The organism is Bifidobacterium sp. W8110, from assembly GCF_016101375.1.
Lineage (GTDB): Bacteria > Actinomycetota > Actinomycetes > Actinomycetales > Bifidobacteriaceae > Bombiscardovia > Bombiscardovia asteroides.
This window is the reverse complement of the sequence record NZ_JACFQO010000003.1, coordinates 86,363-110,912: the sequence shown is the minus strand read 5'-3', so window position 1 is coordinate 110,912 and position 24,550 is coordinate 86,363. Positions and strand designations below refer to the sequence as shown.

Here is a 24,550-nt window from a genome sequence, read left to right as displayed (position 1 = left end):
GAGGTATCGTCATAGGTCTTGTGATAAATCGTATGCATCCTTGCATGCACGTCATAGGCCGAACCTCAACGATTGAACTCATTTGGAGGAGCTTTGTGGGCTGCCAAGTTCCGTAAGGAAGGCAGCATAGGCCTGGGGGTTGCGATGGTTTTTGCCTGCTTGGACAATCAGCCCGTGATATTCACGCAGATCGTTCAGTGACCATTGATCAACCCGAATAAAATCCGCCTCGTACTCTTCGCCCTCCTGGTATGACCGTAAGGAGGCCCACCCCAGACCGTCCAACATCCGGCGTGCATAGGCGTCCCAGATAAAGCAACGCTGGCCGAAGGCATAAAGCCGTATGACATCCGCCGTCTCACGTCCGACTCCGGCAATGGTGAGCAGGCTGTCACGCAGACCTTCATCCGTGCAGTCCTCAACATCAGCCTTGCGGATGCCGTGAGCTAGCAGCCACTTAGCCAGGGCTTTGCAGGTGCGTGCCTTGGCCTTCATAAAGCCGCTTGATCTGATCAGGTTCGTCAGTCTTGCCAGGTCGACGTCGGCCATGTTGTAGGGGTTGAGCAGGTTGGCCTTGCGCAGCTGCTCGATGGACATGGCCGCGTTTCCCCAGGCTGTATGTTGGACCAGCACCGCTCCTATCATCATTTCGAAGTCAGTCTCTGCTGGCCACCAATTCTGCAATCCCAGACGAGCGAGCAAACGTGAGTACAGCCACCTTGAGCAACCGGCATTTACCTTGCCTGAATTGCCCATAACGCCTCCACCGAATTATTTGACGCTTTTCATGGTAACAGCCGGCTCCAGCCGGTGCGGAGCGAGTCAGAGTATGGCAGGCGCCTGGGCGAAATCAGTGATAGCGCCATCGGCCTCAGAGCGGATGGAATCCCATTCCTTTGCCGAGGACTGGTCGTACATGGCCCAGACCTTCATCCCAGCGCGCTTGGCCGAATCGACGGCGACCAGAAGATCCTCGAACACTGTGCAATGGTCAGGCGTGACGCCCAGCATCCGCGAAGCCAACAGATAGATTTCCGGTTCCTCCTTGCCGATGCTTTTGGCATCATCTACGCTGCAGACCTGGTCGAAACAATCGGTCATCCCAGCGTGCTTCAGAGCAGCCTGTCGCAGGCGGGGAGGGAGGCTGGTTGCCACAGCCAGGGCGGCACCGCTGGCTTTTAGCGCTTGCAGGTAATCGAGTGCGTGTGGCTTGGGCTGCACAGCTGTGGCGTAGAGCAGGAGTGCGTCCTCGTTCCACTCCTCCACAAGATCTTCTGGGCGCTCGTCAAGGTGGAAGCGGTTGATGGTGTATCTGGCAATGGCACCGGTCTGCATGGAGGCTACTACAGATGCGTAATCGTCCGGCATGGGGATGTTGCGGCGAGCAAAGAATCGTTGGTCGATTTCCTTCCAGACTCCCATGGAATCCAGAAGTGTGCCGTCGAGGTCGAAGATGGCGGCCTTGCCATTGTTGACTTTTATTTCATTTTCGCCCATGCCGCAAATTCTCCTATTCGCCGAAGTTATTCATAGTAGCATGACATCGGATCAGGTCCGGCTCACCGGGTTTGAGCCAATGTTCCTCTCAATCACCCTTGGCTTCAGAAAAGCAGGTATGTTCAACAGTTTAGTGTTCCCGCGTAAGGCATTAGTCCCCTCGATTGTCAAATATTTTGCGCTCAGTGAGTGAAAAGCAGATAAAAGTTGAAGAAGATATACAATATTGGTTGAAACAATGTTAGCATGCAAATACTAGAGAAAATCATCGAAAAAGGAGACTTATGGCTATTCAGGAAACAACAGCGGCTCTGGCTGATCCCCTGCGTCGTCGTGTGCTGGATCTTTTGGAGCAGGGCGGCATGGAGGCTGGACGCCTGGCCGAAAAGCTGGGAATGACGCCATCCAAGCTGTCCTATCATCTGAGGAAGTTGAAAGAAGCAGACCTGATTGTCGGCCACAAGCAGGGCACCAGGGTCATCTACGAACTCAATCTGAGTGTGCTGGACAGCACCATTCAGTGGCTCTACCGCCTGCGGACAAGCGCCAGCGACAAGAGAAGTCTGCCCGAGCCGCAGACTGTGAGCAAGGGAACTGGTTCGACGGCGGTTTCGGAGTCCTAAGGGGACTTTCATGGCAGATGGCGGCAAAGCGGGTCGGTTCGTCCCGACCCTGGTCGTGGCTCAGTGGTTGCCGGGGATGATCATGCTGGGCGTAACCCGCATAGTGGTTAATCATCTGCAGAATAAAAAGGTCCCGCTTCATTGGAATGCAAAGAACCAGGTGGATCGCTGGGGCTCTCCCCAGGAGCTGGTTTGGATGCCATGCATCTGTCTGGTCATTGCGCTGATCTGGACCATCATGATGTTCGTCCTGCGCGCATATTTGATTAAACGTGGTGATGAAGCGGGACATACCTTAACTGTTTTTCTGCTGGGTGGGCTATACATGCAGATTGTTTTCGCGGTTATAGATACGTTCTCCATAGCCGCTGCCGATCCTCATTTGAACTGGTGGCCGACGGATTTCGGCATTGATAAGGTCGTCATTCTCTTGACCGGTCTGGCTCTCATAGTCATCGGCAATTTTGCTCCTAAAATCAGACCCAATGGCATCAGCGGTTTTCGGGTGCCAGGTGCCTACTCCAGCCGCGAGGCTTGGCGCCGTTGTCAGCAGTTTGGCGGTGTGCTCTTCATGATTCTGGGCGTGGTCATGATCCTGTCTGCCCTGGCTTATAGCGGAGCTAGGCTCTATTGGACCTGTGGAACGGCTCTGGCAATCGTCCTTGTACTCATTTTTGCCTATGGTTCATACGCTGGAAGAAAGTATGCCGGCCAGGGCGGACCCGTCTACCACCGCTAGTTCTTGTATGTCATACCGAGGTTAAAAGATGACTGTAAACGCTTAATCAGGATATAAGTAAGAGCCTTTTTGAATTAGTTAGAAGGGGTTTAAAGCTGATTTAGATCAAATCAAGTATCCGGCAATGTAATACTTTATTACAGCAATTTATAGATTGTTTCCTGTAATTAAGGAAATAGAGAATACGTAAAGACCTATTTGATGATGTTCATTCCTGCTCTTTGTCATCATCCCAAAGTAATTTGTATCGACCTTGCATGTGATCCATCTTCGCACGATTTTTTAAAAGATCTTCATCAATTCCAAGTTCGAGCGCTATCCAACATCTGAAGGCAAGAACTGCTCTTTGCCACGTATTTAGGCACACTATTATGTCAGGTCTCTTCCTATTTGCATGTTTTATTCCGTTATACGCCGATGTGGTTTGCTCTATCCAGTCGTTAACATCAAAAGGAAGGATATCTTCGAGATTTTCAGTTATTAGCTTTAATCTATCTTTAAAACTAAACTTGTTGGCATCTTTTTTGTTCTTGCCGCCGGCTTTCAGCAAATAATATCCTAAGGCCTCCATGCCAGAACCTACTTCTAATAACCGAACATCAGCTGTAGCTTTGTTTAATGTAAAAGAATCTACAATTGGGTCAATTGCTCGCGGTATCTGATCATACAATGAGAGCCATTTTTGTATGCCATCTTCCTTCAACTCTTTATAGGGAATCAAGTTTAGATTATATTTTGGTTCATAGGGTTCGTGAATCGCCTTAGTTAGTGGCAACCATTTTTCAGTGGCGATTTCATTGTTTACAGTAGTTGCAGGATTGGGCGAACGGAGGACTTGTGAATCAGTTAAATCACGGTTCTCTCCATATGAGATGCGCAGCAAATCCTGTAGTGCTCTAGACAAGTGCTTTGCGCTTCGCCAAGACAGAAGTCGGGATGATTTGGTCTCTATGTATGTCTTGTCGTTTATTGTACAGATGTTATTTTTAGAAGAATAAGAAAGTGACCAATCAAAGTGAATGTACCCGAGAGGATTGTTTTCAAGATGTATGTCATCAGGGCTTTTAATGTTAAGCGTCTCGGACATGTTATGAGAATCTTTATCTGACGGACTTTCTATTGCGATGCTACTGTTTCCAACCCATTGCCTCAGACCGACGATTGAAGTTCGCAATCCATATATTTTTTGATAATTCTTATGTAACCTTGCACCCATCACGGCGCAATCCGCAATTATTGTCCCCCTGCCTCCACCGTATCCGCCTATTCTCCGAGTCATACTGTCTTCGCGGCAATTTAATAAAGCAATACTACCGTCTACATCGTAAAACCAGAGATTTCGAGGTACTTCATATAGGTATTGTGTCTTATCAAGATCGTCCGCATAGGTCACACCATCAGACCATAAGCGAGAAATAGAATCTTCATCTTTCCACGATATAGTTATCTCAATGCCGGCTTCAGTGACACGTATCGGCACCTGCATCTCAGGGAATCGGGGATTGTCGCTGACGAGAGTTCCCACTCTAATCACCCCCGGTAAAAGAACATTGCTATTATGCGCCATTTTTAACTACTCACAATCGAAATAGTTGATAATTAGTAATTGATATTATCCATACTATAAATCATTTACACTCTTGAGATTTTGTGTATAGCTGTCTAGACAGATCTAGTCTCCGCTTATCAAGCCTCTTCTGGTCCGGAGCGGTCTCCAATCCTTTGGGACTTAAACTCACCGCGAACAGCTAAGCAATCTCGCCATCAACCGATGGAGAGCGCAGTGCGGATACTTATCAGATTTATTCAATTCCTAAACCGCGGCCTATCTGAGTCATTCATGAGGCAAATCCGAGAATGGCCTCTTGCGGGAGGAGCAAATTTCGAATCCACTCGTTTCAACAGTGCCCTACCCAATGTTTATCTGACTGCCCGCTCGCAGATTGTAGGTTGTCTTTATATCGATTCTTCGATAATCCTCTACAATCGTGGAGGATTGTTTTTCATTATTATCGATTCAAAGTTTTGCTTAAGTTAATGAACTCATATACACCATCGTTTGATTTCTGCAGTTTAGAACCATCCGTTTTAAATCCAGCTTTCTGATAAACTTTAATTGCACGTTTATTGAAGCTAGCTACTGATAGAACTAATATTCTGTAATTGAAATTAGTCTGTATGAATGCTTCGATCTCTGTAACAAAATTCAATCCCAGACCTCGTCCGGTTAAATCCGGTCTCAATCCCAATCCGACTTCCACTTTTTCCTCTGATAGCCTTTCCAGGCAAAAATAACCAACCAGTTCATCTTGATCATCCAAAACCTGGTAATACTTATCTCCACGCAATTTTGGAGTGATTATTTCTTCAAAATCCTCTAGATCATTTTCCATATCATAAAAACCATAAGTATCGCTGTAATGCCATTTTCTGGCAATCTGGTCTGCATTTGCCTGAGTTAAGTGTGCTATTTTCTTAAATTTCATATTTGATCCTTATTCAATCTTCAGGCTCAGGGTTATTACGGCTAGTGATGGTACAAAGACCCCGTTCAGGTGTTTCAAAAGTTGATCAATAAAATCTAAACCGCGAGATTGACACGGATTCCGTCAGCCAATTACGAATTGCGCTGTGGCTGGAGTGAGATGGTCGCGGTGTTGCGCCCGAGCTGCGGGGTTATGGAAAGGTCCCTGGGCCGACTATAGAACCGGGCCAGGGACCTGCTTCATTTGTGCTTCTTTTTCTCGCGGATATGCACGGAGATTTGGATGGGAGTGCCCTCGAAGCCGAACTCCTCGCGTAGGCAGCGTTCCAGATAGCGGCGGTAGCCATGCTCCAGGAAACCGGTTGCGAAGATCACGAAACGCGGCGGTCTGGTGGAGGCCTGGGTGGCGAAGAGTATCCTCGGCTGCTTGCCGCCCCGCAGAGGATGCGGGTGTGCAGCCTGAACCTTGCCCAGGAAGGAGTTGAGCTTGCCGGTCGGTATGCGCTTGTCCCATGATTCCAGGGCGGTGCGCATGGCCCTGGCCAGCCGGTTGGTGTGCCAGCCGGTCTTGGCGGAAAGGTTGACCCGCTCGGCCCAGGTGACCCGGTCGAATTCGGTCTGCCAGAGCCGCTCAAGACGTTGCCGGCCGAAGTCGTCCAGCAGATCCCACTTGTTGAAGACCAGGACGATGGCCCGGCCCGCATCCACAGCCTGGCTCATGACCTTCAAGTCCTGGTCGGCGATGGGCTGGGAGGCATCGAAGAGGATCAGCGCCAGTTCCGAGCGTTCGATGGCCGCCTGGGTGCGCAGGCTGGAGTAGTATTCGGCACCCGAGATCTTGTGTAGGCGGCGCTTGATGCCGGCGGTATCGATGAAGAGCCAGTCCTCGCCGTCCACCTGGACCACCTCGTCGACCGGATCGCGGGTGGTGCCGGCCACATCGTGGACCACGGCCCGCTCCTCGTGTGCCAGCTGGTTGAGCAGGGAGGACTTGCCCACGTTGGGCCGGCCGACCAGGGCCACCCGTCGCAAGCCCTCTGGAGTGAGGAATCCCGAGGTCTTCTCGGCCTTGCTGAGCTGTTCCAGCGCGGCGTCCAGCAGATCGCCTATCCCCCTGCCGTGCATGGCGGAGATTGCATAGGGTTCGCCCAGACCCAGCTTCCAGAATTCGGATGCGGTGTAGTCGGCCATCCGGTCATCCAGCTTGTTGACGGCCAGGACGACCGGCTTGCCCGCGGCCCGCAGCATGGTGACGATTCGCTCGTCGCTGGCGGTCAGCCCCACCTGGCCATCCACGACCAGAATGACGGCATCCGCCAGCGATACGGCGACCTGTGCCTGGGAGGCGATGGCGGATTCGATGCCCTCCACATCGCTCTCCCAGCCGCCGGTGTCCACCAGCTTGAATTGGGTGCCGGCCCACTCGGCCTCGTAGCTGACCCGGTCCCTGGTCACGCCAGGGGTGTCCTCGACCACAGCGGCACGGCGTCCGAGAATCCTGTTGACCAGGGTGGACTTGCCCACATTGGGCCTTCCCACCACGGCCAGTACGCCTACGGCCTTGGGGCCCTGGTCCCGGTCATCCCGGTTCTCGGAGCCGCCCTCCAGTAGGGCACGGTCCTCCTCGTCCAGCTCATAGTCGTCCAGGTTCCGGGCGTACTCGTCGTAGGAGTCCTCCTCCATGGCCGAGGAGACCAGATCGATCAGGACCTGCAGCGTTTGCTCGAAGGTCAGATCGGAGTTGTCCACGGTGGTCACCCCGTCCGCGGCGCTCATGAAGGAGGTGACCTTGGAATCCCGGGCATCCCGGGCAGCCAGATCCTCGGCGCCTGCTGATCCAGCCTGGGCCTGGCCGCTGCGACGGGCCTGGCGGACCTCCTCACGGGCTGTCAGCAGCACACGGACCTGGGCATCCGGGGCCACCACTGTGGTGATGTCCCGTCCTTCGGCCACCACGCCACGCTCCTGGTCGGCCATGATGGCCCGTTGGGCGGCGATGAGGACATGGCGCACGGCCGGAATGGAAGAGACTACGGAAACGTGCTCGGAGACCCTGGTGGAGCGTATCGCTTCATCCACGTCACGGTCGTCCAGGCTGACTCTGGGATGTTCGGGGTCCAGTCCCATGACCAGGTGGCCACCGGTGATGGAATCGGCAACGGCCTCGGTCATCGCCTCCTGGTCGGGTTGATCCGTGTCCAGGTCCAGCCCGCGGTCCATGCACCAGAGGGTGGCCGCCCGGTACATGGCACCCGTGTCCAGGTAGGCCAGTCCGAAATGCTCGGCCAGGGCCCGCGAGGTGGAGGACTTGCCCACTCCCGCAGGGCCATCGATGGCGACGGTGATCACAGTCCGACCTCCTTATCCAGGGCCTTGATCTCGGTTGCGGAGAGCACCCGGTAGGAGCCCGGACGGATCTCGCCCAGCCGGATGGGGCCAATCTGGGTGCGCACCAGCCTGGTCACCGGGTAGCCGATGGCGCCGAAAATGCGCCGGACTATCCGGTTCTTGCCCGAATGCAGGACCACCTTGACGATGGTGTGCTCGCGGTTGTGGTCGATGATGGCACAATGGTCCAGGCGGATGAGGCCGTCGTCCAGCTCCACCCCTTGGCTGACCAGCCGCCGGCAGACGTTGCCGCCAATATGGCCGCTGAGCGTGGCTATATAGGTCTTCTCCACCTCGTAGCGCGGGTGCATGACGTGCTGGGCCAGCTCCCCGTCATCGGTCATGAGGATCAGGCCCTCGGAGTCGTAGTCCAGCCTGCCCATGTGGAAGACCCGCTCGTAGCGATCCCCGATGATGTCGCGCAGGGTGAACCGGCCCTTGGGGTCGTCCATGGTCGAGAGGACCTTGCGGGGCTTGTTCAGGGCCAGCGTGACGTGTTTGTCGTTCAGATGGATGCGGGATCCATCCACGCGGATCTGCTGGTGGGAGGGATCCACCCGGCTGCCCAAGGTGGTGACCAGCTCGCCGTCGACCTCGACCCTGCCCTGGGTGATGATCTGTTCGCATTTGCGACGAGAGCCGAATCCGGCCTGGGCCAGCACCTTCTGGAGGCGGATGCCTTCCTCCCCCTGTTCGCGCGCTCTGATCGCCTGTGTGTATGGATGTGGCATCGTTCTCCCAACGTGGCCTGATAGTTATGTAACGGATACCGTTCTGGACGACTGCAGCCGCCGAAAGGTCATATCATACTATATCGGAGCCTAGGGAAGTGTTGTTGGCTTGCCCTAAGGTAGAAACTGTTGTTGTTCATTGTCGTCGAAGGGATTGCAAGGTGGGGAACATGACTATGGAAGCAAGTGCTGAGCCGGTTCTCGAACAGGCCGACGCGCAGGTTGCCGCAAAGCCCGTCCGCATGCGGATCAGGCCCCGTGATGTTCGTTGGATTCGTGCGGCCGCAGAGCTGGTGGGCACCTTTCTGATCTGCGCGGTCATCTACCTGTCTTACAGCTTCGGCCAGTTGGTCATGGGCCAGCCCAGCGTGGTGCTGCCGGTCCTGGGAACCGCCCTGACCTACCTGGCCGTGACGGCCATGCTGGGCGGCGTCTCCGGTGGGCACTTCAACCCCGCCGTGACCGTTGCCGCCATGTTCACCTCGCAGATCGGCATGGTGGATGGGCTGATCTACATCGTCGCCCAGGTGATTGGCGCTATTGGGGCCGGCGCGATCGCCGTCGCCCTTATTCCGGTCAGCAAGTCCGTGCCGCAAAGAACCTGGCTCATGTTCTCGGTCAACGGTTTTTCCGGCGGCTCGCCCGCTGCGGCCACCCTCAGTCAGCAGCACATCGCTTTCGGAGCGCCCATGGCCATCGTGGTCGAGCTCATCGGATGCATAATCGTGGTGGCTGCGGCCATCACCACCCTTCGCTCCGATGGCCGCGCCCGCCGCAACCATGCTCTCTATACCGGGCTGGCCTATGGCGTCGGCGTCCTGGTCACCTATCCCATCACCTGCGCGGGACTGAACCCGGCTCGCTCCACCGGCATCGCAATCTTCGCCCAGTCCAAGCACATGGCCGTCAGCCCGATCTCACAGCTCTGGCTCTTCTGGATCTGCCCCCTGCTGGCTGCCTCTCTGGTCGCCCTGGTCATCATCGTGACCAGCATCATCACCGACAACATGGCCATGCGCGCCATGGGTGCCGCCACAGATGCCCAGCCGGAAGCACAAGCTGAAGCTTTTGTCACCGGTATCCAGGCGGGCGTAGAATCACAGGCTTATGCCTATGCTCCCACAGGTGTCCAGGCTCACGATCAATCGACCCAGACCTCTCCTGCTCCAGTTCAAAACGCTCCTGCAGACACCACGGCTCAGACTGTCGATGTGTCGGCTCTCTCCGATGTCGATGCTGGACAGGATGCCGATCCAGGTAAGAATGCCGATACCAGCCAGGATGATGTCACCCCTGCCGAGGCAGGAACCATTCCCGATCTGCAGGTCGAGCCCCTTCACACTGCATCCGAAACAGAAGACGGTGACGAGGAACACAAAAACAAGCCCACTGAAGACTGAACCACCGAGGATCGAAAAACCTGAAAGGGGTCACAGCAGCAGCTGAATGCTGAAGTAGGTGACCAGAAGGCCGATGCCCAGGCCGATGCTGATGAAGACATCGAAGGGCACTGACCGCACCTTCCAAGGGCTGCGATCCTTGAGCGTTAGACGCAGAGTACCGCAAACCAGGGCCGCGACGGACACGAGTCCAGTCGCGGCCCAGGTGTATCCGAGGAAGGCAACAAGCGCGGCGATCAGCACTACCAGGAAGATGATGCCCTCGCAGATAGGACGACCCTCCTGAGCCTCCGAGACGAAGGGATGGCGATTTGCCGCCCTGGCCGACTGCGGGGGCTTGGGGTCCGGATTCTCGTCCTCATCTGCGTCTGTCATGCTTCCCAATTCCTGCATTCCCGACGACCTCCATTTGCTGCTGCACTTGCTTTGCCGGTTCGAGCCTACCAGCGCTCTTGATACAAAGCGACCGTGCCGCCATCGCCCTCGGACGATGATGGCACGGTCGCTGTTTCAACAAGGAGTGGGTGCAGGTGGATCAGTTCTTGTGCTGGAAGATCAGATGCTCGTTGGCGAAGGTGTCGAAGCCCAGGCTGTAGAGCTCGCGGCCATAGCCGGAGTTCTTGACGCCACCGAAGGGCAGCTCAGGCATGGTCACCCAGCTGCCGTTGATGAAGGTCATGCCGGTCTCGATACGACGGGCCAGGGCATCCGCATGATCGGTATCCGAGGAGAAGACCACACCGCCCAGGCCATAGCTGGAGTCGTTGGCCAGTTCAATGGCCTCATCCTCATTGGCCACCTTGTAGATGGAGGCCACGGGGCCGAACATCTCCTGGTTGTAGACGGGGTTGTCACGATCGATGTCCGTCAGAACCGTCGGGGTGAAGAAGGCCCCCGGCGAATCGTAGGGCTTGTTGCCGTAGGCGACCTTGGCTCCACCGGCCACAGCCTTTTCGACCTGCTTGGCCAGGTTGTCGCGGGCGGAGACCATGCACATAGGGGCCAGCGTGGTTTCGGGGTTGCTGGGATCGCCCAGAACCGCGTGCGAGAAGGCATCGACGATGAGCGAGACGAAGTCGTCGTAGAGGTTCTCCGTGACGATGAAGCGCTTGGAGGAGGTGCAGACCTGGCCTGCGTTCATCAGCCTGGCACTCGGGGCCACCTTCTTGAGCAGATCCCAGTCAGCGTCATCCAGGACGATGAAGACGTCGTTGCCGCCCAGCTCCATGGAGGACTTCTTCAGGTTGGCTCCAGCCGACTTGGCCACGGAAGCACCGCCGCGTTCCGACCCGGTCAGGGCCACGCCTGAGACGCGGGGATCGGCGATGGCACGGTCCACCTGGTCATAGTTGACAAAGAGGTTGGTCAGGCTCCCCTTGGGGGCTCCTGCCTCGGTCACAGTCTCCTCGAAGGCCACAGCCGAGCCTGGCACGTTGGAGGCGTGCTTGAGGATCATTGGGTTGCCCAGAATGAAGTTGGGGGCGAACACACGCATGATCTGGTAGTAGGGGAAGTTCCAAGGCTCGACCATGAACACGATGCCGGTGGCCTGCTTGATGTAGTAGGCCTTGCCAGCGGGGTTGTCCAGAGGGACGGGAGCCAGCAGCTCCTCGGCGTGGTCGGCGAAGTAGTCGGCGATGTCTGCGCACAGCTCCACCTCGGCGTGGGCCTCGCCGACCAGCTTGCCCATGTCCAGGGTCAGGTTGGCTGCCAGGGCGTCCTCGTTCTGACGGAAGAGCTTGGCGACCTGGCGCAGTTGCGCGGGACGGTCTCCGGGCCCTTCTTGCTTGCGCCAGGTCTTGTAGAGGTCATGGCCACGGGCCAGGGCATTCTCCAGATCCTCGTCGGTGGCATCCGGATAGGTCTTGATCAGTTGGTTGTTAAAGGGATTGACAGTCTGATAGGTCACAATTTCTCCTTCGAATGATTGATAACCAGTCAGCATCTTCGCTGGTCAGTTCATTCAGCATAGCACCGCATTGGACCCCGCGGTCAATGATTTTGTCGCAGGGCGACATTCGGCCGCGGGGTCCGGTTTCATCAGTGGAAGAAGTGGCGAGTCCCGGTCAGATACATGGTCAGATCAGCGTCCTGGGCGGCCTTGATCACCTCAGGATCACGGATCGATCCTCCAGGCTGCACCACGGCTCTGATCCCGGCTTGGATCAGATATTCCAGACCGTCTGCGAAGGGGAAGAAGGCGTCGGATGCGGCCACTGAACCCTTGGCGCGATTACGGCCCTCGTCCAGGGTGTTGGCCCGCTCCACGGCCAGGTGGCTGGAGTCAACCCTGTTGACCTGGCCCATGCCGATGCCCACGGTGGCTCCCTGGTTGGCCAGGAGCACGGCGTTGGACTTGACCGAGCGGATGGCCCGCCAGGCGAAGGTCAGGTCATCCATGGTCGCCTGGTCGGCGGGGCTGCCGGAGACCAGACGCCAGGTGGAGGGATTGTCCCCCGGGGCATCGATCAGGTCGGGCGTCTGCACCAGGGCTCCCCCGTCGATGGGACGGATGACCGGGCGCAGACGCGGGCGGCGTTCCACAGACAGGATGCGCAGGTTCTTCTTGGTCCGCAGCAGGTCCAGGGCCTTGGGCTCATAGCCCGGTGCCACAATCACCTCGGTGAAGACCGGCTTGATCTGCTGGGCCATGGTCAGGGTGACCGTGCGGTTGGCGGCGATGACCCCGCCATAGGCGCTCTTGGGGTCGCAGGCGTGGGCGCGGCGGTGGGCCTGGGCGATGTCCTCCCCCACGGCCAGACCACAAGGGTTGGAGTGCTTGACCACGGCCACTGCGGGCAGGTCGGGGAAGTCCCAGACGGAGCGCCAGGCGGCATCCGCATCCACATAGTTGTTGTAGCTCATTTCCTTGGCACCGCCCAGGTGCTCTGCTGCGGCGAACCCGTCCCGGTCCAGCGGATCCAGGTAGAGGGCGGCCTTCTGGTGGGGGTTCTCCCCGTAGCGCAACTGGCTGGCCAGGCGCCAGGTGCGAGTCAACGCCTGAGCTGGGCCCTGATCATTGGCCTTGTTCTGCTTGTCGTCGACCCATGTGCGCGCTGTCCACTCGGCTATGGCCGCGTCGTAGGAGGCGGTCAGGGCGAAGGCTTTTGCAGCCAGACGTCCACGCTCGGCCAGGCTGAAACCGGTGCCGGAAGCTATACGTTCGGCGGCCAGGGCATAGTCGTCCGGGTCGGTGATCACAGCCACGCTGGCATGGTTTTTGGCGGCGGCGCGGATCATGGCGGGACCGCCGATGTCGATGCGCTCCAGGCACTGGTCCGAGTCGGCGCCCTCAAGGACGGTCTGCTCGAAGGGGTAAAGGTTGACCACCACCAGGTCGAATGGGGCTATGCCCAGGTCTTTGAGTTGCTGGACATGGTCAGGGTTGGTCATGTCGGCCAGCAGTCCTGCGTGGATGTGCGGATCCAGGGTTTTGACCCGGCCGTCTAGACTCTCGGGAAAACCGGTGACCTTTTCCACCGGGGTGACCTGGACGCCCAGATCCTGCAGCCTTTTTGCGGTGCTGCCGGTGGAGACGACCTCGGTGCCTGCCTGGCGGAAAGCCGATGCCAGGGCCTCAAGCCCCTGCTTGTGGTAGACCGAGACCAGCGCTCGGTTGATGGTTCGATTCGTGGTGACCATGGAAACTCCTACTCCTATGCTTGAATGCCGAGGCGCCCCGCCACCTTCGGACCTACTTTCCCGGTCTGCGGGTGGACGAGACCTGTCGTGGTGTGTCTGCTCGGTCGGTTGCCTTGGGCTCCTTTCCCTCCTGACCGCGTGATTGGTTGTGTTTTTCCTCGTTTTCCGCCTTGGCGGAAGTCTTTTTGTCGCCTGACTGACGCAGGTAGACGATCAGAGCGTCCTTGATGACGATCAGGGCAGCAATGACGAGTGCCAGCAGCCATACTCCCAGCAGACCGACCCCCAGGGAGGTCCCGATCATGCGCAGGGAGGAGGCTATGGGCACGCCCACCCCGGCCAGTCGCTGACGGCCCAGGGCCCCATTGGAGAGCTGAAAAAGCAGGGCAAGGCCGACCAAGGTGACCAGCCAGGCCAGGGCCATGGCCAGGGTTGCCATCAGGAAGCAGACGCCGGTATCTCGGGACTTCAGTCCTGCTTGACGCACGGCGGCGTGAATTCTGACCCCCCATGGCCCGGTCAGCAACAGAATTCCGGCAACCAGGCCGACCAGCAGAGGCAGGTTGAGCAGGATCAGACGAACCTCCTGCCGGGAAACCGGCTCTGGGAAAAGTCCAAAGAGGGGCAGCGAGGGCAGACTGGAGGCGTGGCCTGACCAGAGGGTGAAGGTCGCCAGACTGCCGATGTTGAAACCATTTCCGAAGAGCCAGGAGGCAGCCCAGATGATCAGGTTGGGCAGCCAGGCCAGGGAAGCCAGACTGGTCGTCAAGGCCGAGGAAGTGCCCATACGTGTCAGTTCGAACAAACGTCCCACATCTGTGTGATAGAGGGCGATCCAGACGATCAGGGCGATCAGGCCGGCGACCAGCGTGGCAGCCAGGAGGATTAAACCGGCCGTGAGCCCAAGCTGGATGGTCCTGCGGGCCTGGACTGGCAAGGCCTCTTTGATCCGCTTGGCAAAAGCCTGTCGGAATGGTTCAGAGCGGACCCAGGCCCAGCCGTAACCCAGCAGGAAGACCAGGCTGGTCCGCAGAAGAATGACCGGGGTGCTGTCGACCTGGATGGTCTGGCTGCCCTGCATGAGGATGAGGTTGCACAGCATCCAGACGACCAGGCCGGCAATGCAGCCACCGAAGGACATGCCCAGTCGACCGACTAGTGCGCGGATCACCCAGATCAGCAGAACCGTCAGCAGCAAGGGAATGATGGTCAAGGTCAGAGCTCCAGCTCTGAACCCGCAACCCTGGGTGAGCAGGGTGATGGTTTCTGTCAGGGCAACGGTGGCCATGGACAGGGAGGGCCCGCCCTCCTCAATGGAGATGATGAGCAGGAGCAGTGCCATGCAGGCGCCGAGGGCGATGGTGTAGATAAGCATGGCCAGGAAGGCCTCAAGAGCCCCTCTGAGCCATGCCTTCACCATGTCGGTCATATGATGGCATGCTCCCGCAACAGGTCACGGGTCAGCCGGGCGGTTTCCCCGGGTGTGGTGCCCACCTTGATACCGACGGACTCAAGCACTTCTTTCTTGTCGGCGGCCGTACCCTTGCCACCCGAGATGATGGCTCCGGCGTGGCCCATCTGCTTGCCCTCCGGAGCGGTGAAGCCGGCGATGTAGGCCACGATGGGTTTGGTCATGTGGGTGGAGGCCCAGTGGGCAGCCTCCTGTTCGGCCGAACCGCCGATTTCTCCGATCATGACGCAGGCCTTGGTGTCAGGATCGCGGTTGAAGGCTTGCAGAGCCTCCAGCATGGTGGTGCCCACGATGGGGTCGCCGCCGATGCCCAGGCAGGCGGTGAAACCGATGGAGGACAACTCCCCCATGAGCTGATAGGTCAGGGTGCCGGACTTGGAAACCAGTCCAAGCGGGCCTCGACCGGCGATACCCTGCGGGATGATACCAAGGTCCACGCCGGTGCCGTTTGGCCGGTCGGACATGGTCATCAGTCCCGGGCAGTTGGGGCCGACGATGCGGCAGCCGTGTTCCCTGGCCAGGGCCACGCAGTATGCAGTATCGGCCACTGGAATGCCCTCGGTGATGACCACGATCAGGGTGATGCCGGCCTCGATGGCCTCGACCATGGCATCCTTGGCGAACCTGGGTGGAACGAAGACCACGGAGGTCCGGGCTCCGGTTGCCTGACGGGCGGTTGCGCAATCGGCGTATACGGGCACATGACGGGTCTGATTGTCTGGACCGTCGAAGTCGACCGTCATTCCGGCCTTGCGGGCGTTGACTCCAGCCAGGATATTGGTGCCTGCCGCCATCATGCGGGCCGTGTGGACCATGCCCTGGTGACCGGTCATGCCCTGGACCATGACGGGGGCGCCGTCTTCAATGAAGAGGGTCATCGGCCCGTCTCCCTTCCCGCTCGAGCGGCCAGGGCCACAGCCTGGTCTGCCGCCTCCTCCATGGTCCGGGCCACCCTGAGCCGAGGCTGTTGGGCCTTGGCCAGCAGGTCCAGCCCTTCGGCGGCCTCATTGCCGTCGAAGCGGACCACGATGGGCCGGTCGTCGTTCTGGTCTTGCTCTCCCGTAGCGTTCACGGCGGCCAGGATGCCCTGGGCCACCTGCTGGCAGGAGGTGATGCCTCCATAGACATTGACCATGACCGAACGGATCTTGGGGTCAGAAAGGACCACGTCCAGACTGGTGCGCATGACCTCGGGCGAGGCTCCGCCACCGATGTCCAGGAAGTTGGCCGGTCCCACGGGCACGCCCTGTCGTCGTCCCGACCCGGCGACAGCATCCAAGGAGCTCATGACTAGCCCTGCGCCGTTGCCGATGACGCCCACCTGGCCGTCCAAGCGAACGTAATGCAGGCCCGCGGCCTTGGCTTTGGCTTCCAGCGGGTCCACCTGAGCCGGATCCGCGAACCGCTTCCAGCCGTCGTGCCGGAAGGCCGCGTTCCCGTCCAGGGAGATCTTGGCATCAAGGGCATCCAGGTGCTTGGTGGCCTCGTCGTCCGGATCACCCACCTTGGCCAGGGGGTTGATTTCGACCAGGGTTGCATCGCTGTCCTGGAAGGTGTGCCACATTCCTAGAAGAATCTGCGAGGCCTGCTCCAGGTCTGCGTGGTAGAAGCCGATGCGCTCGGCCATGGTACGGGCTGCCTGTCTGTCGAAATCCTCCAAGGGGCCTATGTGCAGGCGCCGGACCGATTCGGGGTGTTCTCGGGCGATGGTCTCCACCTCGGTGCCGCCGCTGGCCGTGGCCAAAACGTCATAGTCCCGTGAGGTGCGGTCCACAGAAATGGACAGGTAGTATTCGTGCAGGATGTTGCGGGCCTCGGTGACCAGAATACCGCTGACCGGATGGCCGTCGATGTTCATGGGCAGAATGGCCTCGGCCAAGGCTACGGCCTGGTCATGATTCTCGGCTCGTTTGACGGCTCCCGCCTGTCCCCTGTGACCGATGGTGGCCTGGCCCTTGATCATGCATGGGTAGCCGATGACGTCGGCTGCCTGGCCGGCCTCTTCTGCGGTTGAGGCATAGACGGCCCTGGGTTGGGAGATGCCATGTTCAGCGAGCAGCTGCCTGGCCTGGTATTCGTACAAATCCATGGTGATGGTCCCCCAATCGTGCTCAGGCGGGCATGTTCATCAGGCAGGTGACCGGGTAGGCCCCCAAGGCCTTGCGGCCATCCAGCCCATTGAGCTCCATGACGAAGCTGAAACCGGCCACCTGGCCTCCGGCCTGCTCCACCAGACGTGCAGCTGCCTGGGCGGATCCTCCGGTGGCGATCAGGTCGTCAACTATCAGGACTCGCTGGCCTGGTTGCAGACAGTCCTGCTCGATCTCGATGCGGGCGTTGCCGTATTCAAGGGCATATTCCTGGCTGTAGGTGGGGTCAGGGAGCTTGCCTGCCTTGCGCATGGGCAGGAAGCCCTTGCCCAGGTCGCTGGCCAGCTGTGGGCCTATCAGAAAGCCGCGCGCCTCAAGGCCGGCCACCAGGTCGAAGTCCTCTGGCTTCACGGGCAGGGTGCGCTTCATGGCATCTAGGATGATGGCCAATCCCCTGGGATCCGACATGGCCGGGATGAAGTCCCTGAAAAGGATCCCCTTCTTGGGAAAGTCCGGAATGGTACGGATCAATGAGATCAGATAAGCGGCGTCGTCATCGCCCACCTGCTTAAGTTCTCCAACCTTGATATCGTCCGATTGAGCCATGATCTTCTTTCTGTCTTGCTCCTAGGAAGTGGTTGCCGGGGCCATCATACGCGCGCCGCGTTTCCGTTCAGAGTCAACCCGACGGAAGGTGTGGCGCGCGTATAAGGTTCAGGACTTGGCGGAAGTCGAATCCGAAGTCTCGGACTCTTTGGATTCGTCGGAATCCTTGGATGCATCCGCATCGGCAGCGTCTTCGGACTTCTCCGCAGTCTTGGCCTTGTCTGATTCGTTTTCAGGCTCCGACTGGGATTCGGCCTCAGCCTTGTCCTCGGAAGCGGCAAAGTTCTGCGTGGCAGTATCGTCGGCAGCGGTTTCTTCACCATCGGCATTGTCGCTGGCATTGTCGTCGTCTTCAGCGGCGGTGACCTCGGCTGTGGCATCCGCGTCCTTGGATTGGCCTTCGACCTGCTCGGGCAGGGGGTTGCCGTTTTCGTCAACCTCGTCGTCGTGGACATAGGCGGGGACGATCGGCGGCCTGGTGATGGCCTGGATGCGCCAGCGGGACTGGGAACCTTCGGAGTCGATGACTACCTGCTCCTTCTCCAGGTCTACGGAGACGACCTTACCCAGAAGACCGGTGGTGGTGGCGACCGCGTCACCAGGCTGCAGAGACTCACGGAAGTCCTGGACGGCGGCCTGCTGCTGCTTGCTCTTGCGGGAGCTTCCCCACATCATGGCGATCATCAGGGCGATGATGACGATCATGAAAATCATGGATCCCATGGTTGTTTCCACTCCTTGTTTCTTCGGATATCAAACGGCGATGCGCATTGCTGCGAAGACCCCAGTCTAGAACAGCTTCATGACATCCTCGGGTGGTTTGCGGCCCAGGTGCTCCCAGGCCTTGGAGGTGGCTACACGCCCTTTGGGTGTGCGTACCAGGAAGCCCTCGCGCACCAGATAGGGCTCACAGACCGTCTCGACGGTTTCGGCCTCCTCGCCTACCATGGCGGCCAGGTTGTTCAGACCCACGGGACCGCCGTCGAAACTGTTGACGATGGCCTTGAGAACGGCCAGATCCAGGCGGTCCAGCCCCTCGGAGTCGATCTGGTAGAGGGCCAGGGCCTGCTTGACGTCATCAGGACCAACCTGGGGAAGATCGTGGACTATGGCCCAGTCGCGTACACGGCGCAGCAAGCGGTTGGCAATCCTGGGCGTGCCACGGGAGCGCAGGGCCAACTGATGGGCGGCGTCATCCTGCAGGAGGATACCCAAGACCTTGGCTGAACGCTCGACCAGCTTCTCCAGCTCCTCCTGCGGGTAGAAGTCCAGGTGTGCGGTGAAGCCAAAACGGGCGCGCAGGGGCGATGGCAGCATGCCCTCACGGGTGGTGGCGCCGATGACCGTGAACCTGGGCAGGGTCAGCGGAATGGAGGAGGCTCCGGGGCCCTTGCCCACCATGACATCCACCCGGAAGTCCTCCATGGCGATGTAGAGCAGCTCCTCTGCGGCCCTGGGCAGACGGTGGATCTCGTCGATGAAGAGCACCTCGCCGGCCTCCAGGGAGCTCAGGATGGAGGCCAGGTCACCAGCATGCTGGACGGCTGGGCCCGAGGTGACACGGATGGGCACATCCAGCTCGTGGGCAACAATCATGGCCAGGGTTGTCTTGCCCAGGCCAGGAGGGCCCGCCAGGAGGATGTGATCGGGTGCCACGTCCCGTTTTTTGGCAGCCTCCAGGAAGAGCCCCAGCTGGGCCTTGAGCCTGGGCTGGCCGATGAATCCGTCCAGGTTTTCCGGTCTCAGCTCCTCGTCGCTGACCGGTTCGCCTTCGATTGGCCTGGCCGAGACCATCCGCAGGGATTCCTCCTGGGCGTCGCCATTCTGGGAATCGATGTAACCCGTGGTCATCTGCTTGTCAGCCATGGGTCAGCGCCCCCTGTCCAGCCGGGTCAGAGCCTGCTTGAGCACCTTGGGAATGTCGGCCGACTGCAGGGGCAGGGTGTAGTCGCCCTCTTTGCAGGTCTGCTCCACGGCCTGTTCGGCATCACGCTGCAGCCAGCCCAGGGAAATCAGTCCCTCAACCACCTGGTGGGCGCCGTCGTCCGTCTGGGCGGGTCCCTGTCGGCCTTTGCCGGCATCCAGATCCAGCTTGCCGGAGAGTTCGAGGATGATTTTCTGAGCGCCTTTCTTGCCTAGACCCGGCGCCCGGGACAGGACCGCAGCATCGCCGTCAGCCACGGCCTGGGCCAGCTGGTCCGAGTTCAGGGTAGAGAGGATGGACAGGGCCACTCGGGGTCCGATGCCGCTGACCTTCTGCAGCTGGGCGAAGAGGGATTTGGATGTGCGGCTGAGAAACCCGTAGAGGGTCAGCGCATCCTGGGTCAGGGACAGGACTGTGTAGACGGTGACTGTGGATTCGGCCCGCATGGAGGCCAAGTCCGACTGGGGCATGCGCACCTCGAAACCCACTCCCGAAACATCGATGACAGCAGAGCCCGTTTCGATGGCGGCCACCCGCCCAGTCAGCATTGCCAGCACTTGATCACCCCTCGATGAAATCGAACGTCTGTTCGAATCAGCTTACATGTCTCGCTGGACTCCCCGGTGCCTGCCGTATTTGGCAGAGGCTTGGGCCCACTGACGTTGGGCCTGGGTCAGATGTTCCTCGCGTTCCCCGCCCTGGATGGCACCGGCGGGCCGTAAGGCGTGGCAGATGGCCTGGGCCAGAGCATCTGCCGCATCGGCGGGCTTGGGCAGTTGGTTGAGCCCGAGGATGCGGGCCACCATTCGCTGTACCTGAATCTTGTCAGCCTGCCCGTTGCCCGTCACGGCCATCTTGGCTTCGGTGGGTGTGTGCAGGGCCACGGGAATCCCCCGCTGCGCGGCTCCCAGCATGGCAAGCCCGGCTGCCTGGGCCGTGCCCAGCACGGTGTTGTGATTTGATTGGGCGAAGACCCGCTCGATGGATACCACATCGGGACTGAAACGGTCCAGGGCGGCCGTCAGCCCCTGGTAGATTGCCAGCAGACGCAGGTCCTGGCTCTGTTCGGGGTCTGAGCGCACGACGTCCACATGAACAAAGGAAAGCCGGCGCGATGCACCGGCTTCAATGACGCCAACGCCGCATCGGGTGAGCCCCGGGTCGACGCCGAGAACAATCATAGGGTCACTCGTCGTCCAACTGGGCCATGACCTCGTCAGGGGCGGTCCAGTTGCTGTAGATCTCCTGCACGTCGTCCAGGTCGTCCAGGTTGTCGATCAGCTTGGATACCTTGCGGGCGGAGTCCAGGTCCAGGGTGACCTCGCTCTTGGGGTTGAGGATCAGGTCGGCGGAGTCGTAGTCCATACCGGCATCCTGCAGGGCCTTACGGACGGTGACCATGTCGCCGGGGGCAGTCAGCACGGTGTAGCTGTCGCCGTTGTCCTGCACGTCCTCGGCACCGGCCTCGGCGGCCTTCTCGAAGACCGTATCGTAATCCAGGCCCTCCGAGGGGACGATGATCTGGCCCTTGCGTTCGAAGTTGAAGCTGACCGATCCGTTCTGGGCCAGGGAGCCGCCGCCCTTGGTCAGGGTGGAACGGACCTCTGCGGCCGCGCGGTTGCGGTTGTCGGTCAGGCACTCGATGATGATGCCCACGCCGGCAGGAGCGTAGCCCTCGTAGACGATGGTCTCGTAGTTGGCCGCTCCGGCCTCCTCGCCCGAGCCGCGCTTGACGGCCCTGGTGATGTTGTCCGCGGGCACGGAGGACTTCTTGGCCTTGACGATGGCGTCGTAGAGGGTGGGGTTGCCGTCGGGGTCACCGCCGCCGGTGCGGGCAGCGATCTCGATGTTCTTGATCAGCTTGGCGAAGAGCTTGCCACGCTTGGCGTCGATGGCTGCTTTCTTGTGCTTGGTGGTCGCCCACTTCGAATGCCCTGACATATGTCTCCTGACGGTACGAATGCGTAAACGAATGGAATTCTAGTTCCGCTCTTCGACAATTTTACGGGTTTTCAGGCCCGTTCGTGGGGGCTTCATCGTAAGGAGAACCAGCCTTCCGGCCCACCAGTCTGCCCAGCAGGCCACGGCGATGATCGGGCCGGGCCGCCAGGGCACGGGCATAGACATCCAGAACCTGGTCGGTGACCCGCTCCCAGTCGTAGTCGCTGGCCCGACGCATTCCGCACGAGGCCAGGTTCAGCCGTGCGGGTCGGTCATCCAGCAGGCTCAGGATCACCCGGGTGCAGTCCTGGGGGTCCCCGATGGCGAACAGACGCGCGCTGCGGCCCTTCTGGGAGACATCCTCGAAGGCCGGCAGGTCCGAGGCCACCACCGGGCAGCCAGCAGCCATGGCCTCGACCAGCACGATGCCAAAGCTCTCCCCCCCGGTCTGCGGGGCCACATACAGATTCAGGCTGTGATAGAAGGAGGCCTTGTCCTCGTCGCTGATCCGACCCAGGAAGGTGAAGTGTCGGGCCAGTCCGGGATCGACGGCTTCAAGTATTTTCCGTGCCTCCGCCTGGCCGTCCCCAGCGCACAGGAAGCGGGCTCCGGGCACGCGCTGCAGAATGGCAGGTGCGGCCTGGGCCAGAATCCTGAACCCCTTGCGCTCCTCCTTCATCCGTCCCAGGAAGCCGATGGTGGGCTCCCGCTCGCTCCCCTGCCATTCTGGTCGCGGCCGGGCATTGCGCAGGGCTCGGGTCTCGATGCCGTTGGGGATGATCTGGCTGGGTATGCCCGGTTCCAGTAGATTCTTGGCGTTCTGCATGGCCGAGGGACTGACGAAGATGGCCTGGCTGATGTTGGCCAGGTATCGGCGCAGGTAGCGCCTGGTCAGTCTCAGTGCCAGCGGCGTCGAATCGAAGGCCGCATGGAAGGTGGCCACATAGGGGCAGGGAATGAATCCGGGCCTCAGAGGCTTGTGGCTCAGGGAGGGGACCTCGGGCTCGTGCAGGTGCAGGATGTCGAAGTGGCCCTGTCTGACCCACTGCCTGGTCTTGTGGCCGGCCACGCCAAAGTAGCTCAGGTTGGCCACGGATCCGTTGTAGGGAATGGAGAAGGAGGAACCGGTGGTCTGCACCCAGAGAGGCATGTCCTGTGTGCGTCGGCCCGGGGCCAGGACCTGCACCTGGTGGCCACGGTCCATAAGATGCCTGGCGAAGTCGCGGATGTGCAGTTGGACGCCGCCCGGGGTTTCGAAGGAGTAGGGCGAGATGATCCCCACCCGCAGGGGCGCCTTGATGGCGGCCCGCTCCGGCTCCTGATCAGGCCTTTGCTCGGGTGCCTTCATGCCCGTCACCTCCCTTGTTCGTGGATGCCTGGGCCAGGATGAAGTCCGGCAGGTCGTGCATCCGGGAAAGATCCAGATCCTCAAGGAAAATCGGCTGGAGCATGTGCCAGTCCTCGGGATGTTCGCGAATGCCCTGGGCCCACTGGTCCACCCATGCCTGGGTCAGGTCGTTGATGGCCTGCTCCCGGGGCATGTCCAGGTAGGGCTCGATGGCGATGGGCCCATCCACCTGGCAGACATAACCATAGGGGGCCTTGGCCTGCCGGCGGCGCTCCCCCGTCAGCCTTTCCCTGTGCATGTTCACGGTATACAGGGGCAGACGGGCATCCAAGGCGATGACGGCAGGACCTGCGGCCACACGAATCCAGGAGTCGAAGGCCTTGACGAAGACGCCTCGGCGGCTCAGATCGCGGTCGGCCAGCAGGGGCACCACCTGGTCGGGCTTCCGCAGCAGGGTCGTCAGACGGCCGGTGATGTCCGGCTCGCCGGTCAGCAGGATGTTCATGCCCAGGCGGCGACGGATGTCCGCAAAGGTGTTCAGCATGCCCTGGTCCCGCAGCCGCTCGGCCACCGTGGTGACCTGGCCGACCGTGGAGCAGGCCCAGAAGCCCGCGTAGTCCCAGTTGCCCTGGTGGCCCATGCCGATGGGCAGGGATCGCAGGCCGATGTTGCTCTTGGCCGGATCCGGGTAGGCGCTGCCGCCGCCATGTATGCGCGCCAGCAGCTGCTCCTTGGTCCGTGCTCCTACGGTCAGGGCCTCGACGAAGTAGACGAAGTAGGAGCGCATGCCCTGGCGCGAGGTGCGCCGCAGGCTGCGATGATCGGCCTCCGGCATGACATGGGCCAGGTTGCGCTCCAGCTGTCTGACGCCGCCTATCCGGAACAGCCAGCAGAGGTCGGCCGCCGCCAGGAAGAGGCCGCGCAGCAGCCCCTCGGGCACCAGACGGGCATGCTGCGCCAGAAAGATGAGCAGTCGGTCCGGCATAGGCTCACTCGTGGTTGGGGTTGGCGGGCTGCGGGTTGCGGCTCATGTCCTTGGCGACGTGGCTGATCCGCTGCCAGACGGTGACGATGCCCAGCAGGGCCAGCAGGACCAGGAAGCAGCTGAGCACGGCCAGGGGCAGCCCGGCTCCCGTCAGGGCCATGCCCACCAGGATGATGACCAGCCGGTCGGACCTGGTGGCGATGCCGTTCTTGGCCTCGAAGCCCTCGGCCTCGGCCCGGGCCCGGGCGTAGGAGGTGACGAAGGAGGTCATGATGGCGAAGAGCGCAGCAGCCATGCCCACCTGGGCCCAGATGTCGGGACCCTGGTGGCTGCCATCGGCCACCCAGGCCAGCTCGTGGCGGCGCAAGAAGATGATGACCCCGGCCAAGACGGCCCAGTCGGCTATCCGGTCAAGGGTGGAGTCCAGGAAGCCCCCGAACTGGGTGCCACCGCCGGTCAGCGCGGCCACGGACCCATCCAGGGAGTCGAAGGCCACCAGGATGGCCAGGACGATGGCCCCGGGCAGGAGCCAGCCGGTGAACCCGGTCACGATGGCAACCAGTGTGGTGCCTACGGCTCCGATGATGGTGACACCGTTGGCGCTCACGCCCAGACGAACCAGGCCGCGGGCGATGGGGGCGATGATGCGCTTCCAGGGGCGCCGTAGATGCTCGAACATT

Annotated in this window: 24 protein-coding genes; 3 read left to right on the top strand and 21 right to left on the bottom strand. The window is 60.0% G+C overall.

The features are described from left to right. Positions 1 to 78: 78 nt before the first annotated feature. Both H3T88_RS06475 and H3T88_RS06470 read right to left on the bottom strand, forming a co-directional pair. On the bottom strand, positions 79 to 633 hold the full coding sequence (locus tag H3T88_RS06475) for a DNA repair protein (protein WP_198204000.1): 555 nt from the start codon (positions 631 to 633) through the stop codon (positions 79 to 81). Positions 634 to 822: 189 nt separating this feature from the next. Then, positions 823 to 1,497, bottom strand: coding sequence for an HAD family hydrolase (locus H3T88_RS06470; protein ID WP_198203999.1), 675 nt, complete (start codon positions 1,495 to 1,497; stop codon positions 823 to 825). Between the two features lie 284 nt (positions 1,498 to 1,781). Between H3T88_RS06470 and H3T88_RS06465 the strand changes: the two genes are divergently transcribed. Further along, positions 1,782 to 2,120: a metalloregulator ArsR/SmtB family transcription factor gene (locus H3T88_RS06465; RefSeq protein WP_110417199.1), complete on the top strand. Its 339-nt coding sequence runs from the start codon at positions 1,782 to 1,784 to the stop codon at positions 2,118 to 2,120. Between the two features lie 10 nt (positions 2,121 to 2,130). Then, positions 2,131 to 2,859, top strand: a complete 729-nt coding sequence (locus H3T88_RS06460) for an SdpI family protein (protein WP_198203998.1) — start codon at positions 2,131 to 2,133, stop codon at positions 2,857 to 2,859. Between the two features lie 208 nt (positions 2,860 to 3,067). Here H3T88_RS06460 and H3T88_RS06455 read toward each other — a convergent pair whose 3' ends face one another. The 4 genes from H3T88_RS06455 to H3T88_RS06440 form a co-directional block, all read right to left on the bottom strand. Further along, positions 3,068 to 4,426, bottom strand: coding sequence for a HEPN domain-containing protein (locus H3T88_RS06455; protein ID WP_198203997.1), 1,359 nt, complete (start codon positions 4,424 to 4,426; stop codon positions 3,068 to 3,070). Between the two features lie 442 nt (positions 4,427 to 4,868). Beyond that, positions 4,869 to 5,345, bottom strand: coding sequence for a GNAT family N-acetyltransferase (locus tag H3T88_RS06450; protein ID WP_198203996.1), 477 nt, complete (start codon positions 5,343 to 5,345; stop codon positions 4,869 to 4,871). 239 nt (positions 5,346 to 5,584) lie between these two features. Continuing rightward, the gene (der, locus tag H3T88_RS06445) at positions 5,585 to 7,693 is read right to left on the bottom strand and encodes a bifunctional cytidylate kinase/GTPase Der (RefSeq protein ID WP_198203995.1); all 2,109 of its coding nucleotides are present in this window, start codon (positions 7,691 to 7,693) and stop codon (positions 5,585 to 5,587) included. Continuing rightward, complete coding sequence (locus tag H3T88_RS06440; protein ID WP_198203994.1) at positions 7,690 to 8,463, bottom strand: pseudouridine synthase; 774 nt, start codon at positions 8,461 to 8,463, stop codon at positions 7,690 to 7,692. The genes der and H3T88_RS06440 overlap by 4 nt, the downstream gene beginning before the upstream one ends. Positions 8,464 to 8,633: 170 nt before the next feature. Between H3T88_RS06440 and H3T88_RS06435 the strand changes: the two genes are divergently transcribed. Continuing rightward, complete coding sequence (locus H3T88_RS06435; RefSeq protein ID WP_198203993.1) at positions 8,634 to 9,863, top strand: MIP/aquaporin family protein; 1,230 nt, start codon at positions 8,634 to 8,636, stop codon at positions 9,861 to 9,863. A gap of 30 nt (positions 9,864 to 9,893) precedes the next feature. On the opposite strand, the gene H3T88_RS06430 is transcribed toward H3T88_RS06435, so the two are convergent. The 15 genes from H3T88_RS06430 to pgsA form a co-directional block, all read right to left on the bottom strand. Beyond that, on the bottom strand, positions 9,894 to 10,238 hold the full coding sequence (locus H3T88_RS06430; protein ID WP_232347220.1) for a DUF3017 domain-containing protein: 345 nt from the start codon (positions 10,236 to 10,238) through the stop codon (positions 9,894 to 9,896). A 160-nt stretch (positions 10,239 to 10,398) separates the two neighbouring features. Beyond that, the gene (locus H3T88_RS06425) at positions 10,399 to 11,772 is read right to left on the bottom strand and encodes an NAD-dependent succinate-semialdehyde dehydrogenase (protein ID WP_198203992.1); all 1,374 of its coding nucleotides are present in this window, start codon (positions 11,770 to 11,772) and stop codon (positions 10,399 to 10,401) included. Positions 11,773 to 11,903: 131 nt separating this feature from the next. Further along, on the bottom strand, positions 11,904 to 13,505 hold the full coding sequence (gene purH, locus H3T88_RS06420) for a bifunctional phosphoribosylaminoimidazolecarboxamide formyltransferase/IMP cyclohydrolase (protein ID WP_198203991.1): 1,602 nt from the start codon (positions 13,503 to 13,505) through the stop codon (positions 11,904 to 11,906). Between the two features lie 52 nt (positions 13,506 to 13,557). After that, positions 13,558 to 14,934 carry a cell division protein PerM gene (locus H3T88_RS06415; RefSeq protein WP_198203990.1) on the bottom strand — a complete coding sequence of 459 codons (1,377 nt, stop codon included), beginning with the start codon at positions 14,932 to 14,934 and terminating at the stop codon, positions 13,558 to 13,560. After that, positions 14,931 to 15,854, bottom strand: a complete 924-nt coding sequence (gene sucD, locus H3T88_RS06410) for a succinate--CoA ligase subunit alpha (RefSeq protein ID WP_198203989.1) — start codon at positions 15,852 to 15,854, stop codon at positions 14,931 to 14,933. Before sucD ends, H3T88_RS06415 begins: the two co-directional genes overlap by 4 nt. Beyond that, positions 15,851 to 17,065 (bottom strand): ADP-forming succinate--CoA ligase subunit beta, encoded by a 1,215-nt coding sequence (gene sucC / locus H3T88_RS06405; protein ID WP_198203988.1) that lies wholly within the window; start codon positions 17,063 to 17,065, stop codon positions 15,851 to 15,853. The genes sucD and sucC overlap by 4 nt, the downstream gene beginning before the upstream one ends. A 22-nt stretch (positions 17,066 to 17,087) precedes the next feature. Next, the gene (locus H3T88_RS06400; RefSeq protein WP_198203987.1) at positions 17,088 to 17,672 is read right to left on the bottom strand and encodes an adenine phosphoribosyltransferase; all 585 of its coding nucleotides are present in this window, start codon (positions 17,670 to 17,672) and stop codon (positions 17,088 to 17,090) included. A gap of 108 nt (positions 17,673 to 17,780) precedes the next feature. Continuing rightward, positions 17,781 to 18,395, bottom strand: coding sequence for a preprotein translocase subunit YajC (locus H3T88_RS06395; RefSeq protein WP_198203986.1), 615 nt, complete (start codon positions 18,393 to 18,395; stop codon positions 17,781 to 17,783). A 66-nt stretch (positions 18,396 to 18,461) separates the two neighbouring features. Further along, positions 18,462 to 19,538: a Holliday junction branch migration DNA helicase RuvB gene (gene ruvB / locus H3T88_RS06390; RefSeq protein ID WP_232347218.1), complete on the bottom strand. Its 1,077-nt coding sequence runs from the start codon at positions 19,536 to 19,538 to the stop codon at positions 18,462 to 18,464. A gap of 3 nt (positions 19,539 to 19,541) precedes the next feature. Further along, positions 19,542 to 20,153, bottom strand: a complete 612-nt coding sequence (ruvA, locus tag H3T88_RS06385) for a Holliday junction branch migration protein RuvA (protein WP_198203985.1) — start codon at positions 20,151 to 20,153, stop codon at positions 19,542 to 19,544. 42 nt (positions 20,154 to 20,195) lie between these two features. Continuing rightward, a complete protein-coding gene (gene ruvC, locus H3T88_RS06380) occupies positions 20,196 to 20,777 on the bottom strand; it encodes a crossover junction endodeoxyribonuclease RuvC (RefSeq protein WP_015021817.1) in 582 nt (193 codons plus the stop codon). A gap of 4 nt (positions 20,778 to 20,781) precedes the next feature. After that, entirely contained in the window at positions 20,782 to 21,537 is a 756-nt protein-coding gene (locus tag H3T88_RS06375; protein ID WP_198203984.1) for a YebC/PmpR family DNA-binding transcriptional regulator, read from the bottom strand. A 61-nt stretch (positions 21,538 to 21,598) separates the two neighbouring features. Further along, positions 21,599 to 22,885: a glycosyltransferase family 4 protein gene (locus H3T88_RS06370; protein WP_198203983.1), complete on the bottom strand. Its 1,287-nt coding sequence runs from the start codon at positions 22,883 to 22,885 to the stop codon at positions 21,599 to 21,601. Then, positions 22,860 to 23,870 carry a phosphatidylinositol mannoside acyltransferase gene (locus H3T88_RS06365; protein WP_198203982.1) on the bottom strand — a complete coding sequence of 337 codons (1,011 nt, stop codon included), beginning with the start codon at positions 23,868 to 23,870 and terminating at the stop codon, positions 22,860 to 22,862. Before H3T88_RS06365 ends, H3T88_RS06370 begins: the two co-directional genes overlap by 26 nt. A 4-nt stretch (positions 23,871 to 23,874) precedes the next feature. Next, the gene (pgsA, locus tag H3T88_RS06360; RefSeq protein WP_198203981.1) at positions 23,875 to 24,549 is read right to left on the bottom strand and encodes a phosphatidylinositol phosphate synthase; all 675 of its coding nucleotides are present in this window, start codon (positions 24,547 to 24,549) and stop codon (positions 23,875 to 23,877) included. Position 24,550 lies beyond the last annotated feature (1 nt).